This is a genomic window from Serratia sp. BFP-2025 (genome assembly GCF_050880365.1).
In the GTDB taxonomy this organism is placed as follows: domain Bacteria; phylum Pseudomonadota; class Gammaproteobacteria; order Enterobacterales; family Enterobacteriaceae; genus Serratia; species Serratia surfactantfaciens.
Genome location: NZ_JBPAFV010000001.1, coordinates 2024299 through 2038375, shown reverse-complemented (window position 1 = coordinate 2038375; position 14077 = coordinate 2024299). Strand labels below are relative to the sequence as shown.

Here is a 14077-nt window from a genome sequence, read left to right as displayed (position 1 = left end):
AACGTCTGTACATTACACCCCTGGCGATCCCGAGGAGCGCGCTGATTCTTTATGACTTACATTGTGTCTATTCCCGCCATTTACAGCGACGCTTGCATTACCTACGCCACGTTGTCGATAAGCTATTTCGTCCTCAGTAAAAACGCCCCTTTCTCCTACCGTTCCGCACTGTGGAAACGCATCGTTTTCGGCCTGCTGGCCGGGGTGGCGGTGCTCTATTTAAGCCAGGATCGGCTGCTGCTGAACGATAAGGTGCACTACAGCTTTGCGATGATCCCGATGGTGCTGGTGACCTTCTTCGGCGGCGGCGTCAGCGGGTTGGTGAGCTTTCTGTTCGCCATGGCGCTGACCGGCGGCTTCACCGTCGATAATCTGTTTATCGCCTCGATTCTGGTGCCGCTGCTGCTGTCGCGGGTGTGGCTGAAGAAATCCCACTGGACGTTTTATCTGACGATCGGTGCCATTGCACTGTATCGTATTGCCGTGGTGTGGTTATTGATGGATATGAGCGGGCTGTGGCTGGACGTGCTGCTGTATCAGGCGATGTCCGCGCTCTGTCTGGCGATTTGTTACCATGCGCTGAATTTCAAAGAGCGTCATATTTACGCCTATTTCGCGATGCGCGCACGCGCCACCACCGACAGCCTGACCCATATCAACAACCGCGCCAGCGTCGATTACCAGCTGATGCTGCAGCGCGTCGAGCGCCGCCCGTGCGGGCTGATGATCCTCGATCTGGATGACTTTAAAAAGGTTAACGATACCTACGGCCACCCGGCAGGCGACGTGCTGCTGGCCAGCGTCGGCCGGCTGCTGCAAAACAGCGTGCGCAACGAGGATTTCGTCGGGCGCTACGGTGGCGAGGAATTTATGGTGATCACCGCCAGCTACGATCCGCAGGTCATCGGCGGGGTGGCGGAGCGCATTCGCAGCGCGGTGGAAAGTTCGACGTTCTTGCTGAATGCGCACGACGAGGCGCACATCACGATATCCATCGGCGTGTCGCTGTATTTGCCCGGCATGACGGTGGACAAAGCGATCGCCATGACCGATGAAGCCTTGTATGAGGCGAAACGCGGCGGTAAAAACCGGGTGGTGACCAGTCGCGTGATGCAGCTGGCCCCGCTGGGCGCCGGTTTCCCGCGCGAATAGGCCGCCCCCACCGTGATGGCGGGGGCGTTGCCTCAGGCCGCCAGCGTGTGTTCGCGGAAGGCGTTCAGCAGCTCTTCGGTGAACGTCAGGCGCTTCTGACGGTCGGCCAGATCGAGCGTGAACTTCAGCTTGCTTGGGCCGTCCAGGCGGTAAACCTGCGGATTGCCCTGCAGCAGACCGATCAGATAGCCGGGATCGACGCGGTTGTTATCGCCGAACTCGATAAAGCCGCCGCGCTCGTTGCTCTCGATGCGCTTGATCCCCAGCTTCTGCGCATGCAGGCGCAGCGCCGCGCACTGCAACAGGTTGCGCGCTGCATCCGGCAACTGACCGAAGCGGTCGATCAGCTCGACCTTCAGCTCATCCAGTTCACCCTCGTTCTTCGCGCTGGCGATGCGCTTGTACAGCGACAGGCGGGTATTGACGTCGGGAATGAAGTCTTCCGGCAGCAACGCCGGCATGCGCAGCTCCACTTCGGTCTGGTTGCTGGTGAGATCTTCCAGCGACGGTTCGCGGCCGTTTTTCAACGCATCGACGGCGCTTTCCAGCAATTCCATGTAAAGCGAGAAGCCGACGGTGGTCATCTGGCCGCTCTGGTCTTCGCCCAGCAGTTCGCCGGCGCCGCGGATCTCCAGATCGTGAGTCGCCAGCGCAAAACCGGCGCCGAGATCTTCCAGCGACGCGATGGCTTCGAGTCGTTTATGGGCGTCGGTGCCCATGGCTTTCGGGTTTGGCGTCAACAGATAGGCATAAGCCTGGTGGTGCGAACGCCCGACGCGGCCGCGCAGCTGATGCAGCTGCGCCAGGCCGAAGCGATCGGCCCGCTCGATGATGATGGTGTTGGCGCTGGGGATGTCGATGCCGGTTTCGATGATGGTGGTGCACACCAGCACGTTGAACCGCTGGTGGTGGAAATCGTTCATCACCCGTTCCAGATCGCGCTCGCGCATCTGGCCGTGGCCGATGGCGATGCGCGCCTCCGGCACCAGCTCCGCCAGGCGCTGCGCCGCTTTTTCGATGTTCTCCACGTCGTTGTAGAGGTAGTAAACCTGGCCGCCGCGCAGCACTTCGCGCAGGATCGCTTCGCGCACCACCAGGCTGTCGTATTCGCGCACGAAGGTCTTCACCGCCAGCCGGCGCGCCGGCGGAGTGGCGATGATCGACAGATCGCGCATGCCGCTCATCGCCATGTTCAGCGTACGCGGGATCGGCGTGGCGGTCAGCGTCAGGATATCGACGTCGGCGCGCATCGCCTTGATGCGCTCCTTGTGGCGCACGCCAAAGCGGTGCTCTTCATCGACGATCAGCAGCCCCAAATCTTTCCAGCGCAGATCGCTCTGCAGCAGTTTGTGGGTGCCGATAATGATGTCTACCTTGCCTTCGGCCGCGTCGTCCAGCACCTGCTGCTGCTCTTTGGCGCTGCGGAAGCGCGACATCATCTCGATGCGGATCGGCCAGGTGGCGAAGCGATCGCGGAAGTTGTCGAAGTGCTGCTGCGCCAGCAGGGTGGTCGGCACCAGCACCGCCACCTGTTTGCCGTTTTCCACCGCCAGGAAGGCGGCGCGCATCGCCACTTCGGTTTTGCCGAAGCCGACGTCGCCGCACACCAGGCGGTCCATCGCCAGCGGTTGGCACATGTCGCTCAGCACCGCGTTGATCGCCTGTTCCTGGTCCGGCGTGGTTTCGAACGGGAAGGTCTGGCAGAACAGCTGGTACTGTTCGCGGTTATGCTTGAAGGCGAAACCGGCCTTGGCGGCGCGCTGGGCGTAAATATCCAGCAGCTCCGCCGCCACGTCGCGCACCCGTTCGGCCGCTTTCTGCCGCGCGCGCGTCCAGGCGTCGCCGCCCAGCTTGTGCAGCGGGGCGTTTTCGTCTGCGCCGCCGGCGTAACGGCTGATCAGGTGCAGCGATGAGACCGGCACGTACAGCTTGTCCTCGCCGGCGTAGGAGAGGATCAGGTACTCGGCCTTGATGCCGCCGGCTTCCAGCGTGGTCAGGCCGACGTAGCGGCCGACGCCGTGCTCCAGGTGCACCACCGGCTGGCCGGGATGCAGCTCCGCCAGGTTGCGGATCAGGGTATCGGTGTTGATGGTGCGCCGGTTGTCCTGTCGGCGGCGGCTGACGCGTTCGCCGAGCAGATCGCTTTCGCAGATCAGCGCCCGCTGGCGAAGGCCGTCGAGGAAACCGTGTTCGGCGGCGCCGACCATCATGTAACGGCCCGCAGTTTCCGCCTGATCGAGACGCTGGATCAGCGCCGGCGCCAGCTTGATGCGGCCGAGCAGATCCTGCAGCGTTTCACGCCGCCCCTCGCTTTCGACGGAGAAGATCACGCTGCCGTCGAAGCCTTCGATAAAGCGGCGCAGGTTATCCAGCGGGGATTTATGTTGCGCCTGCACCGCCAGATCGGGCAGGGCATGGTAATCCAGATTGGTGTTGCCGGCCTTGGCCGGCAGCTCATCGGTTTTCAGCGCGATGCGCGGCCAGGCCTTCAGCTCGCCGAACAGCGCATCGACGCGCAGCCACAGCGTATCCGGCGCCAGCAGCGGGCGCATCGGATCGACGCGGCGGCTTTCGTAACGCTGGTTGACGTCCTGCCAGAAGCGCTCGGCGGCGCTCTCCAGATCGCCGGTGTTGACGATCAGCGTATTGGCCGGTAGGTAGCTGAACAGCGAGGGCAGCGGCTGGCTGAAGAACAGCGGCTGCCAGTATTCGATACCGGCGGGCCAGGCGCTTTTGCTGACCTGCTGATAGATATGTTCGGCGTCGCGGCGTACCTCAAACTGTTCGCGCCACTGGCTGCGGAACAGCTCGATGGCGTTCTTGTCGGTGGGGAACTCGTGGGCCGGCAACAGATTGATGGCTTCGACTTCGCTCAGCGTGCGCTGGGTGTCGACGTCGAAGATGCGCAGGCTGTCGATTTCGTCATCGAAAAAGTCGATGCGGTAAGGCTCGTCGCTGCCCATCGGGTAGAGATCGAGCAGCGCGCCGCGGGTGGCGAATTCGCCGTGCTCCATCACCTGATCGACGCTGCGGTATCCGGCCTGTTCCAGCTGCGCGCGCAGCTTGTCGCGCGACAGGCGCTGGCCTTTCTTCATCACCAGCGCATGGCCGTGCAGGAACTCGTGCGGACAGACGCGCTGCATCAGGGTGTTGACCGGCAGAATGATCACGCCGCGCGCCATGGTCGGCAGATGATACAGGCTCGACAAACGGTCGGAGATGATCTCCTGGTGCGGCGAGAAGCTGTCGTACGGCAGGGTCTCCCAGTCGGACAGGGTGGTCACCATCTGGTCGGTGAACTGCTGGATCTCGTCGCGCAGCCGCAGGGCGTTTTGCATGTCCGGCGCGATCAGCATCACCGGGCCATTGTGGCGTTCGACGATCTCGGCGCACTCCACGGCGCAGGCCGCGCCGGTCAGTTGCCCCAGCTGGCGCAGATCGCCCGCGCGATCGGGCAGAGAATAACGGGGGGATGAGGAACGGTTACGGCTATCGGAAGTGCTCATTCAGGTATCTTTAATCAATGTGTTGGATGGCGTCCCGGCACGGATAACCCAGCGCCTTTATGCTGTTTATAGTAGCCCAGCGGCCGGCAAACTGACACAGCAAAAAGCGCTGCCCATCAATTTTCTGCCTGTTATTTAACCGGTTAATGCCACCGGTTTTTTGCGGCTGAGGATAAAGAACGCGCGAAGCTGCCGCCGTCTCCCTCTTCGCCGCCACGCAATAAAAGGCCGTCGGGTGTTCCCTAAACGAGGGAGAGCCTTTATTATCCATGATCACTTTGCTTAAGCCACGGCTATCAAACGGATTTCATGTATCAACCTGTCGCGTTATTCATTGGCCTGCGCTACATGCGCGGGCGAGCCTCAGACCGCTTTGGGCGGTTTGTATCCTGGCTTTCCACCATCGGCATTACGCTGGGGGTGATGGCGTTGGTCACCGTGCTGTCGGTGATGAACGGTTTCGAAAAGGATCTGGAGAACAACATCCTCGGCCTGATGCCGCAGGCGCTGGTCACCAGTCCGCAAGGATCGGTCAACCCGCAGCAGCTGCCGGCCTCCGAGGTGCAGAAGCTGCAGGGCGTCACGCGCGTCGCGCCGCTGACCACCGGTGACGTGGTGCTGCAAAGCGCCCGCAGCGTGGCGGTCGGCGTGATGCTCGGCGTCAATCCCGACGAAACCGATCCGCTGACGCCGTATCTGGTCAACGTCAAGCAGCAGCAGCTGCAGCCGGGCCAATACAACATCATCATCGGCGAACAGCTGGCGGGGCAACTCGGCGTCAAGCGCGGCGACTCGCTGCGCGTGATGGTGCCGAGCGCCAGTCAGTTCACGCCGATGGGCCGCATTCCCAGCCAGCGTCTGTTCACCCTTATCGGCACCTTCCACGCCAATAGCGAAGTGGACGGCTATCAGATGCTGGTCAACCAACAGGACGCTTCGCGCCTGATGCGCTACCCGGCCGGCAATATCACCGGCTGGCGCCTGTTCCTGCAACAGCCGTTGACGGTCGATACGCTCAGCCAACAGGCGCTGCCGCCGGGCACGGTCTGGAAAGACTGGCGCGATCGCAAGGGCGAGCTGTTCCAGGCGGTGCGCATGGAGAAGAACATGATGGGGCTGCTGCTCAGCCTGATCGTGGCGGTGGCGGCGTTTAACATCATTACCTCGCTCGGCCTGCTGGTGATGGAGAAGCAGGGCGAAGTCGCCATTCTGCAGACTCAGGGGCTGACTCGCCGCCAGATCATGTCGGTATTTATGGTGCAAGGCGCCAGCGCCGGCATCATCGGTTCGCTGCTCGGCACGCTGCTCGGCGTGCTGCTGGCCACCAACCTGAACAATCTGATGCCGATCCTCGGCGCCTTGATCGACGGCGCTTCGCTGCCGGTGGCGGTCGATCCGCTGCAGGTGACGATCATCGCCGTGGTGGCGATGGCGGTTTCCCTGTTGTCCACGCTTTATCCTTCATGGCGCGCTGCCGCCGTACAACCCGCTGAGGCTTTACGTTATGAGTAACCATCTTTTGCTGCAGTGTGACAACCTGTGCAAGACCTATCAGGAAGGCAATCTGCACACCGATGTGCTGCGCAATGTCAGCTTTGCCATGCAGCAGGGCGAGATGATGGCGATCGTCGGCAGCTCGGGTTCCGGCAAGAGCACCCTGTTGCACCTGCTGGGCGGGCTGGACTCGCCGACCTCCGGCGAGGTGATTTTCAAGGGCGAATCGCTGAACGCCATGTCTTCGGCGGCCAAGGCCGAGCTGCGCAACCGCCAGCTGGGCTTCATCTATCAGTTCCACCATCTGTTGCCGGATTTCACCGCGCTGGAAAACGCCGCCATGCCGCTGCTGATCGGTGGGGCCAAACCGGCGCAGGCGCAGGAGAAGGCGCGGGAGATGCTGGCGGCGGTCGGGTTGGAAAAACGCAGCAAACACCGCCCGTCAGAGCTCTCCGGCGGCGAGCGTCAGCGCGTGGCGATCGCGCGTGCGCTGGTCAACAACCCGGCGCTGGTGCTGGCGGACGAACCGACCGGTAACCTGGACAAACGCACCGCGGACAGCATCTTCGATCTGCTGGGCGAGCTGAACGTGCGTCAGGGCACCGCTTTTCTGGTGGTGACACACGATCTGCAGCTGGCCAAACGCCTGAGCCGCCAGTTGGAAATGGCCGACGGCCACCTGCAGGCGCAACTGACCCTGATGGGGGCCGAGTAATGGCGGGAGCCTCACTGTCCTTCCTGACGGCCCTGCGTTTCAGCCGCGGCCGTAAACGCGGCGGCATGGTGTCGCTGATCTCGGTTATCTCCACCATCGGCATTGCGCTGGGGGTGGCGGTGCTGATCGTCGGGCTGAGCGCGATGAACGGTTTTGAGCGCGAGCTGAAGAACCGCATTCTGGCGGTGGTGCCGCACGGCGAGCTGGAGCCGGTCAATCAGCCGTTCAGCGGCTGGCCGTCGATTCTGCAGCGGGTGGAAAAGGTGCCGGGCATTTTGGCCGCCGCGCCTTACATCAATTTCACCGGCCTGATGGAAAACGGCGCGCAACTGCGCGCAGTGGAAGTCAAAGGCGTTGATCCGCAGCAGGAGAGCCGGCTGAGCGCGCTGCCGCAGTATGTGCAGGGCGACGCCTGGGCCAACTTCAAGCCCGGCGAGCAGCAGGTGATCCTCGGCAAAGGCGTGGCCGACGCGCTGGGCGTCAAGCAGGGCGCTTATGTGACGGTCATGATTCCCAACAGCGACCCGGAGATGAAGCTGCTGCAGCCGAAGCGCATTCGCCTGCACGTGACCGGCATTCTGCAGCTCAGCGGCCAGCTCGATCACAGCCTGGCGCTGGTGCCGCTGGCCGACGCGCAGCAGTATCTCGACATGGGTGACAGCGTCACGGGTATCGCCATCAAGGTGAACGACGTGTTCGCCGCCAACAAACTGGTGCGCGACGCCGGCGAAGTGACCAATTCGTATATCTACATCAAAAGTTGGATCGGCAAATACGGCTACATGTACCGCGACATCCAGATGATCCGCGCCATCATGTATCTGGCGATGGTGCTGGTGATCGGCGTGGCCTGCTTCAATATCGTTTCCACGCTGGTGATGGCGGTAAAAGACAAAAGCGCCGACATCGCAGTGCTGCGCACCCTGGGCGCCAAAGACGGCTTTATCCGCGCTATCTTCATCTGGTACGGGCTGTTGGCCGGGCTGCTGGGCAGCCTGAGCGGCGTGGTGATCGGGGTGATCGCTTCGCTGCAGCTGACCAACATTATCCGCGGCATCGAGACGCTGGTCGGCCATTCTTTCCTGTCGGGCGATATCTACTTCATCGACTTCCTGCCTTCGGAGCTGCACTGGCTGGACGTGCTGATCGTGCTGGCGACCGCCATCGTGCTCAGCCTGTTGGCCAGTTGGTATCCGGCCAGGCGCGCCAGCCGCATCGATCCGGCGCGGGTGCTGAGCGGACAATAAAACCCACGGGGAGGCAGCGATGCCGCCCCGTTTTTTTAGCCGGGGGATCGGTTATGTACTACGGTTTCGATATGGGCGGCACCAAGATTGAGCTGGGGGTGTTCGACGATAAGCTGCAGCGCATTTGGCAAAAGCGGGTGCCGACGCCGCGTGAAGATTACCGGCAGCTGCTGGCCACGCTGTGCGATCTGACCCTTGAGGCGGATGCGTTTTGCGGCCGGCGCGGCAGCGTCGGCATCGGCATACCGGGCCTGCCCAACGACGATGACGGCACGCTGTTTACCGCCAACGTGCCGGCGGCGATGGGGCGGCCGCTGCCGCGCGATCTGGCGGCGCTGATCGGGCGCGAGGTGCGGGTCGACAACGACGCCAACTGTTTTGCGCTGTCGGAGGCCTGGGACGAGGAGTTCCGCCGCTACCCGACGGTGTTGGGCATCATCCTCGGAACCGGCGTGGGCGGCGGCCTGATCGTCGACGGCAAGACGGTGCCGGGGCGCAACTATATCGCCGGCGAGTTCGGTCATTTGCGCCTGCCGGTGGACGCGCTTGAGGTACTGGGGCGTGATGTGCCTCGCGTTGCCTGCGGATGCGGCCATCAGGGTTGCATTGAAAACTACATATCGGGCCGCGGTTTCGAATGGATGTACGCTCATTTCTACGGCCGGCGCTTGCCCGCCACCGAGATCATTGCGCATTATCAGGCGGGTGAGCCGCAGGCGGCGGCTCATGTAGACCGCTTTATGGACGTGTTGGCAATCTGCCTGGGTAACCTGCTGACGGTGCTGGATCCGCACCTGGTGGTGATCGGCGGCGGGTTGTCGAACTTCGACGCCATCTACCAGGCGTTGCCGCAGCGGCTGCCGGCGCACCTGCTGCGGGTGGCCCGGCTGCCGCGTATCGAGAAGGCGCGCTATGGCGACGCCGGCGGCGTGCGCGGCGCGGCGTTCCTCAATTTGGCTCGCCCAACGTAATGGGCATTGAGGCCAGGCGTGAATGTATGCAGCCAACAACGCCTCAACGTCCAGTAAGAAGGGTAAACAGGGAAAAGTAAGGAGAGAGTTAATGCACACTCGCCATCGGCTGTGTCAGTTTCGCAAGAGTAAGCATGTGCTGCATCAGCGCTTTCGTTCACGCATTTTTCACCGTGACACCATGGCGGCGGCCGAGCTGAAAAAGCCGTTTGTGGTGGTGTTGACCGGGGCCGGCATTTCGGCCGAATCGGGCATTCGCACCTTCCGCGCCGCGGATGGGCTGTGGGAAGAACACCGGGTGGAGGACGTCGCCACGCCGGAAGGGTTTCAGCGCGATCCGGCGCTGGTGCAGGCGTTTTACAACGAACGCCGCCGCCAGCTGCAGATGGAAGAGATCGCCCCGAACGCCGCGCACCGCGCGCTGGCGGATCTGGAAGAGTGGCTGGGGGACAACTTCCTGCTGGTCACGCAAAACATCGATAACCTGCATGAGCGCGCCGGCAGCAAGCGGGTGCTGCACATGCACGGCGAATTGCTGAAGGTGCGCTGCACCCAGTCGGGCCAGGTGTTCGAATGGCCCGGCGATCTCAGCGTCGACGACCGTTGCCACTGCTGCCAGTTCCCGGCGCCGCTGCGGCCGCACGTGGTGTGGTTTGGCGAGATGCCGCTGGGCATGGACGACATCTACCAGGCGCTGAGCAAGGCCGATTTCTTCGTCGCCATCGGCACCTCTGGCCACGTCTATCCGGCGGCCGGCTTCGTGCATGAGGCGCGGCTGGGCGGCGCTTACGCCATGGAGCTGAACCTGGAACCGAGCCAGGTGGAGAGCCAGTTCGACGAGAAACACTACGGCCTGGCCAGCGAAGTGGTGCCGCGTTTTGTGCACAAGTTCCTGGTGGGCAAGGTGGCGCGGGCCGACCGGCCCTGAGAAAGGCATCAGGGCGCAATGCGCGCCCTGATAGGATGGCGGGGCGTGTTAGCGCCCGGCTTTCAGCTTTTGGAAGTAGCTCTCGTACAGCGTGCTGGCGTCGCCGACGTCGTTTTGCCACTCGCCGTGCTCAATAACCGCTTTATCCGGGTAGAGTGACGGGTCGTTGGCGATCTCCGGCGACAGCAGCTTCTTCGCCGCCAGGTTCGGCGTCGGGTAACCGATGGTTTCCGCTACCTGCACCGCGATTTCCGGCCGCAGCAGGAAGTCGATCAGCTTCAGCGCTCCTTCTACGTTGCGCGCGTTGGCCGGAATGGCCAGGCTATCCATCCAGAAGATGCCGCCTTCCTTCGGCCAGACGATCTCCAGCGGCGTGCCGGCCTGGCGTGCCACGAAGGCAGAACCGTTCCATACCATGCCGACGTTGACTTCCCCTTCCATAAACGGATTACCCGGGTTATCGGAGTTGAAGGCCAGCACGTTCGGCATCAATTTCTGCAGCTCGTGGTAGGCGGCTTCGATCTCTTTCGGATCGGTGGTGTTGCCGGAATAGCCCAGCTTGAGCAGCGCCATCTGGAACACTTCACGCGCGTCGTCGGTCAGCAGCAGGCGGCCTTTGTACTGCGGTTGCCACAGGTCGGCCCAGGCGGTGACGGTGGACGGATCCTGCGCGTCGCTGTTGACGCCGATGGCGGTGGCGCCCCAGATGTAAGGGATGGAGTAGTCGTTGTTGGGATCGAACGGCTTGTTCAGCAGGGTAGGATCGAGATCCTTGAAGTGGCTGAGCTTGCTCTTGTCGATTTTTTGCAGCATGCCTTCCTTGCTCATCTTGGCGATGAAGTAGGTGGAGGGCACCACCAGATCGTACGCGCCGTCCTTGTAGGTCTTCAGCTTGGCGTACATGCTTTCGTTGGATTCATAGGTGGAATAGATCACCTTGATGCCGGTTTCTTTGGTGAACTGCTCCAGCAGCCCCGGCGGGACGTATTCAGTCCAGTTATAGAAGTACAGTGTTTTGCCGTCAGAGGCGTTTGCAGAGCAGATACTCAGCGCCATCATCCCGGCTGCGAGCAGATGTGACCACTTTTTCATGCAGCGTATCCTTCAGCAGTAGTGAGCCGAACCCGTATGAGCCGCCGTTTGTCGGCTGCGCCATACCCCAGAAAGGGGCCATTATAGGGGCCGGGGCGGGGTGGGTAAAGGCGGTTATCCCAGCGGCAAATCAGCGGGTTAACCGAGTCGGGGCGAGCAAAAACGGCCGCTGGCATATCACTGCGGCCAATGAAAGAGACGGGCGCCGCAGCGCCCGACGGGAAGGATTACTCGGCCTTGGGCGAGCGATCGCGCATCACCCACTGGCTGGCGATCACCAGAACCAGCGACAGCAACAGCAAAATGGTGGCCAGCGCATTGACCTCCGGCGAAACGCCGACTTTCACCATCGAATAGATCTTCAGCGGCAAGATCTCGTAGCTCGGTCCGGTGACGAAGGAGGAGACCACCACGTCGTCCATCGACAGGGTGAAGCTCAGCAACCAGCCGGCCGCTACCGCCGGCAATGCCAGCGGCAGGATGATCTTGCGCAGAATGGTGAACTCGCTTGCGCCGAGATCGCGCGCGGCCTCCAGCATCTTCACGTCGAAGCCTTTCAGGCGCGCGTAGACGGTCACCACCACAAACGGCAGGCAGAAGGTGATGTGCGAGAACAGCAGCGACCAGAAGCCGAGCGAAATGCCGAGCAGCATGAACAGCACCAGCAGCGAAATCGCCATCACGATATCCGGCGACATCATCACCACGAACAGCATGCCGCCGACGAATGGTTTGCCGCGAAAGCGGTAGCGGTACAGCGCTACCGCGGTCAGCGAGCCGATCAGCGTGGCGAAGGTGGCGGAGAGCACCGCCATGGTCAGCGAGTGGCCCGCCGCCTGCAGCAGGCTGTCGTTGTTGAGCAGCGTGCTGTACCACTTGGTGGTGAACCCTTGCCAACTGATGCCGAAGCGCGAGGCGTTGAAGGAGTTGACGATCAGAATGACGATCGGGATATACAGATAGGCGTATACCAGCGTCATAAAGCCGCCGCGCAGCAGACGTCCGATCATGCCAGATCCTCCTTCTTGTTCAGCAGGCGTGCGGCCCGGTAATAAACCAGCAGCAACAGCCCCATCACCAGCGTCAGGCAGATGCTGGTGGCCGCGCCGAACGGCCAGTCGCGGATATTGAGGAACTGGCTTTTAATCACGTTGCCGATCAGCAGATTCTTGGCGCCGCCCATCAGATCGGCGACGAAGAACAGCCCCATCGCCGGCAGCATCACCAGCAGGCAGCCGGCGATAATGCCCGGCATGGTCAGCGGCACGATAATGCGGACAAAGGTTTGCAGCTTGCTGGCACCGAGATCGCGCGCCGCCTCCAGGCAGGATTTATCGAGTTTCTCGATGCTGGAGTAGAGCGGCATCACCATAAACGGCAGCAGGATATACACCAGGCCGAGGATCACCGCTTCCGAGGTGTACATGATGCGCAGCGGCTTGTCGATAACACCGATCCACAGCAGCGCGTCGTTGAGATAGCCGCGGGTGCTGAGAAACAGCTTCAGGCCGTAGATGCGGATCAGCGAGTTGGTCCAGAAGGGGACGATCAGCAGAAACAGCAGCAGCGGCCGCATCTTCTGCGGCAACCGCGCCAGGATAAAGGCGAACGGGTAGCCGATCACCAGGCAGCACAGGGTGGCGATCAGCGCCATGTTCAGCGAGTGCAGCAGCACCTGGGCATACAGCGGATCGAACAAGCGGCGGTAGTTGTCCAGCGTGAACACCATTTGCACCAGGTTGGCGTCGTCGCGGGTCAGGAAGCTGGCGCCGATGATCATCAGGTTCGGCATGAAGACGAACAGCAGCAGCCAGGCGACGACGCCGACGATCACCACATTCTGGAAGACTTTACGCGATTTCTTCATCGGCCAGCACCACCTCCCAGCTTTCGACCCAGGTCACCGCCATCTTCTGATTGAGCGAGTGATCGACGTCCGGATCGTCTTCGTTGAAGAACTCGCTGACCATCACCGTCTTGCCGCTCTCCAGCTCGACCACCGATTCCAGCGTCATGCCTTTGTAGTTGCGTTCGCGCACGTAGCCGATCAGCCCGTCGTGTTGCGCGCTGTCGTTCACTTCTTCCACCCGCAGATCCTCCGGACGCAGCAGCACCTTCAGCTTTTGGCCCGGTTCTACCGGCAGATCGGCGTAGATGTCGCATTCGCGGCCCTCGACGTTGGCGCGCACCCGCTGTGGATCGAGGCGTTGCAGGACCACCGCGTCGAAGATGTTGATCTCGCCGATGAAGCTGGCGACGAACAGGTTCTTCGGCTCTTCGTAGATCTCACGCGGCGTGCCGTCTTGCTCGATGCGGCCTTCGCGCATCACCACGATGCGATCCGACATGGTCAGCGCTTCTTCCTGATCGTGGGTGACGAACACGAAGGTGATGCCCAGCTTGCGCTGCAGCGCCTTGAGTTCGTTCTGCATCTGCTTGCGCAGCTTGTAGTCCAGCGCCGACAGCGATTCGTCCAGCAGCAGCACCTTCGGCTTGTTGACCACCGCGCGGGCGATGGCCACGCGCTGCTGTTGGCCGCCGGAGAGCTGGCCCGGCCGCCGTTGGGCGAAGTCGTCCAGCTGCACCATGCGCAGTGCTTCTTCGACGCGCGGCGTCAGTTCGGCCGCCGGCACCTTTTGCATGCGCAGGCCAAAGGCGACGTTATCGAACACCGACATGTGCGGAAACAGGGCATAGCTCTGAAACACGGTGTTGACGTGGCGATGTTCGGCCGGGATTGCGGTGATGTCCTGGCCGTCGAGCACGATGCGGCCCCGATCGGCGTCTTCCAGCCCGGCGATCAGGCGCAGCACCGTGGTTTTGCCACAGCCGGAGGGGCCGAGAATAGTGAGGAATTCGCCGTGGTTAATGGTCAGTCCGAGATCGGCAATGATGGTTTTGCCATCGAACGCTTTGCTCAGGGCATGCAGTTCAACAAGGGGTGCGCGAGAGGATGTCTCAGTCATTTATCG

The 14077-nt window shown here is 62.1% G+C and carries 12 protein-coding genes; 6 read left to right on the top strand and 6 right to left on the bottom strand.

Annotated features, from left to right (window positions below; translation table 11 throughout):
• The first annotated feature begins 51 nt into the window (after positions 1-51).
• Positions 52-1152, top strand: coding sequence for a GGDEF domain-containing protein (locus tag ACRAWE_RS09580; RefSeq protein WP_154746998.1), 1101 nt, complete (start codon positions 52-54; stop codon positions 1150-1152).
• A 32-nt stretch (positions 1153-1184) separates the two neighbouring features.
• On the opposite strand, the gene mfd is transcribed toward ACRAWE_RS09580, so the two are convergent.
• A complete protein-coding gene (gene mfd, locus ACRAWE_RS09575) occupies positions 1185-4658 on the bottom strand; it encodes a transcription-repair coupling factor (protein ID WP_019454784.1) in 3474 nt (1157 codons plus the stop codon).
• 10 nt (positions 4659-4668) lie between these two features.
• Entirely contained in the window at positions 4669-4929 is a 261-nt protein-coding gene (locus ACRAWE_RS09570; protein WP_019454785.1) for a hypothetical protein, read from the bottom strand.
• A gap of 38 nt (positions 4930-4967) precedes the next feature.
• Between ACRAWE_RS09570 and lolC the strand changes: the two genes are divergently transcribed.
• From lolC to cobB, 5 genes are all read left to right on the top strand, one after another.
• Positions 4968-6170, top strand: coding sequence for a lipoprotein-releasing ABC transporter permease subunit LolC (gene lolC / locus ACRAWE_RS09565; protein WP_063919246.1), 1203 nt, complete (start codon positions 4968-4970; stop codon positions 6168-6170).
• Positions 6163-6867: a lipoprotein-releasing ABC transporter ATP-binding protein LolD gene (lolD, locus tag ACRAWE_RS09560; RefSeq protein ID WP_004941120.1), complete on the top strand. Its 705-nt coding sequence runs from the start codon at positions 6163-6165 to the stop codon at positions 6865-6867. The genes lolC and lolD overlap by 8 nt, the downstream gene beginning before the upstream one ends.
• A complete protein-coding gene (lolE, locus tag ACRAWE_RS09555; RefSeq protein WP_211129523.1) occupies positions 6867-8114 on the top strand; it encodes a lipoprotein-releasing ABC transporter permease subunit LolE in 1248 nt (415 codons plus the stop codon). Before lolD ends, lolE begins: the two co-directional genes overlap by 1 nt.
• Before the next feature lie 53 nt (positions 8115-8167).
• Complete coding sequence (gene nagK, locus ACRAWE_RS09550) at positions 8168-9085, top strand: N-acetylglucosamine kinase (protein WP_063919248.1); 918 nt, start codon at positions 8168-8170, stop codon at positions 9083-9085.
• Between the two features lie 91 nt (positions 9086-9176).
• On the top strand, positions 9177-10013 hold the full coding sequence (cobB, locus tag ACRAWE_RS09545) for a Sir2 family NAD+-dependent deacetylase (protein ID WP_019454789.1): 837 nt from the start codon (positions 9177-9179) through the stop codon (positions 10011-10013).
• Between the two features lie 48 nt (positions 10014-10061).
• Here the strand turns inward: cobB and potD are convergent, their stop codons facing one another.
• The 4 genes from potD to potA all read right to left on the bottom strand — a co-directional run bounded on the left by potD (position 10062) and on the right by potA (position 14071).
• The gene (potD, locus tag ACRAWE_RS09540) at positions 10062-11105 is read right to left on the bottom strand and encodes a spermidine/putrescine ABC transporter substrate-binding protein PotD (protein WP_019454790.1); all 1044 of its coding nucleotides are present in this window, start codon (positions 11103-11105) and stop codon (positions 10062-10064) included.
• A 227-nt stretch (positions 11106-11332) separates the two neighbouring features.
• A complete protein-coding gene (gene potC / locus ACRAWE_RS09535) occupies positions 11333-12115 on the bottom strand; it encodes a spermidine/putrescine ABC transporter permease PotC (protein ID WP_019454791.1) in 783 nt (260 codons plus the stop codon).
• Positions 12112-12972 (bottom strand): spermidine/putrescine ABC transporter permease PotB, encoded by an 861-nt coding sequence (gene potB / locus ACRAWE_RS09530; RefSeq protein ID WP_432525278.1) that lies wholly within the window; start codon positions 12970-12972, stop codon positions 12112-12114. The genes potC and potB overlap by 4 nt, the downstream gene beginning before the upstream one ends.
• A complete protein-coding gene (gene potA / locus ACRAWE_RS09525) occupies positions 12956-14071 on the bottom strand; it encodes a spermidine/putrescine ABC transporter ATP-binding protein PotA (protein ID WP_019454793.1) in 1116 nt (371 codons plus the stop codon). Before potA ends, potB begins: the two co-directional genes overlap by 17 nt.
• Between the last annotated feature and the right edge of the window lie 6 nt (positions 14072-14077).

Coding starts and splice junctions, on each gene's coding strand:
- ACRAWE_RS09580 (WP_154746998.1), top strand. CDS start 52: ATGACTTACATTGTGTCTATTCCCGCCATTTACAGCGACGCTTGCATT.
- mfd (WP_019454784.1), bottom strand. CDS start 4,658: ATGAGCACTTCCGATAGCCGTAACCGTTCCTCATCCCCCCGTTATTCT.
- ACRAWE_RS09570 (WP_019454785.1), bottom strand. CDS start 4,929: ATGGATAATAAAGGCTCTCCCTCGTTTAGGGAACACCCGACGGCCTTT.
- lolC (WP_063919246.1), top strand. CDS start 4,968: ATGTATCAACCTGTCGCGTTATTCATTGGCCTGCGCTACATGCGCGGG.
- lolD (WP_004941120.1), top strand. CDS start 6,163: ATGAGTAACCATCTTTTGCTGCAGTGTGACAACCTGTGCAAGACCTAT.
- lolE (WP_211129523.1), top strand. CDS start 6,867: ATGGCGGGAGCCTCACTGTCCTTCCTGACGGCCCTGCGTTTCAGCCGC.
- nagK (WP_063919248.1), top strand. CDS start 8,168: ATGTACTACGGTTTCGATATGGGCGGCACCAAGATTGAGCTGGGGGTG.
- cobB (WP_019454789.1), top strand. CDS start 9,177: ATGCACACTCGCCATCGGCTGTGTCAGTTTCGCAAGAGTAAGCATGTG.
- potD (WP_019454790.1), bottom strand. CDS start 11,105: ATGAAAAAGTGGTCACATCTGCTCGCAGCCGGGATGATGGCGCTGAGT.
- potC (WP_019454791.1), bottom strand. CDS start 12,115: ATGATCGGACGTCTGCTGCGCGGCGGCTTTATGACGCTGGTATACGCC.
- potB (WP_432525278.1), bottom strand. CDS start 12,972: ATGAAGAAATCGCGTAAAGTCTTCCAGAATGTGGTGATCGTCGGCGTC.
- potA (WP_019454793.1), bottom strand. CDS start 14,071: ATGACTGAGACATCCTCTCGCGCACCCCTTGTTGAACTGCATGCCCTG.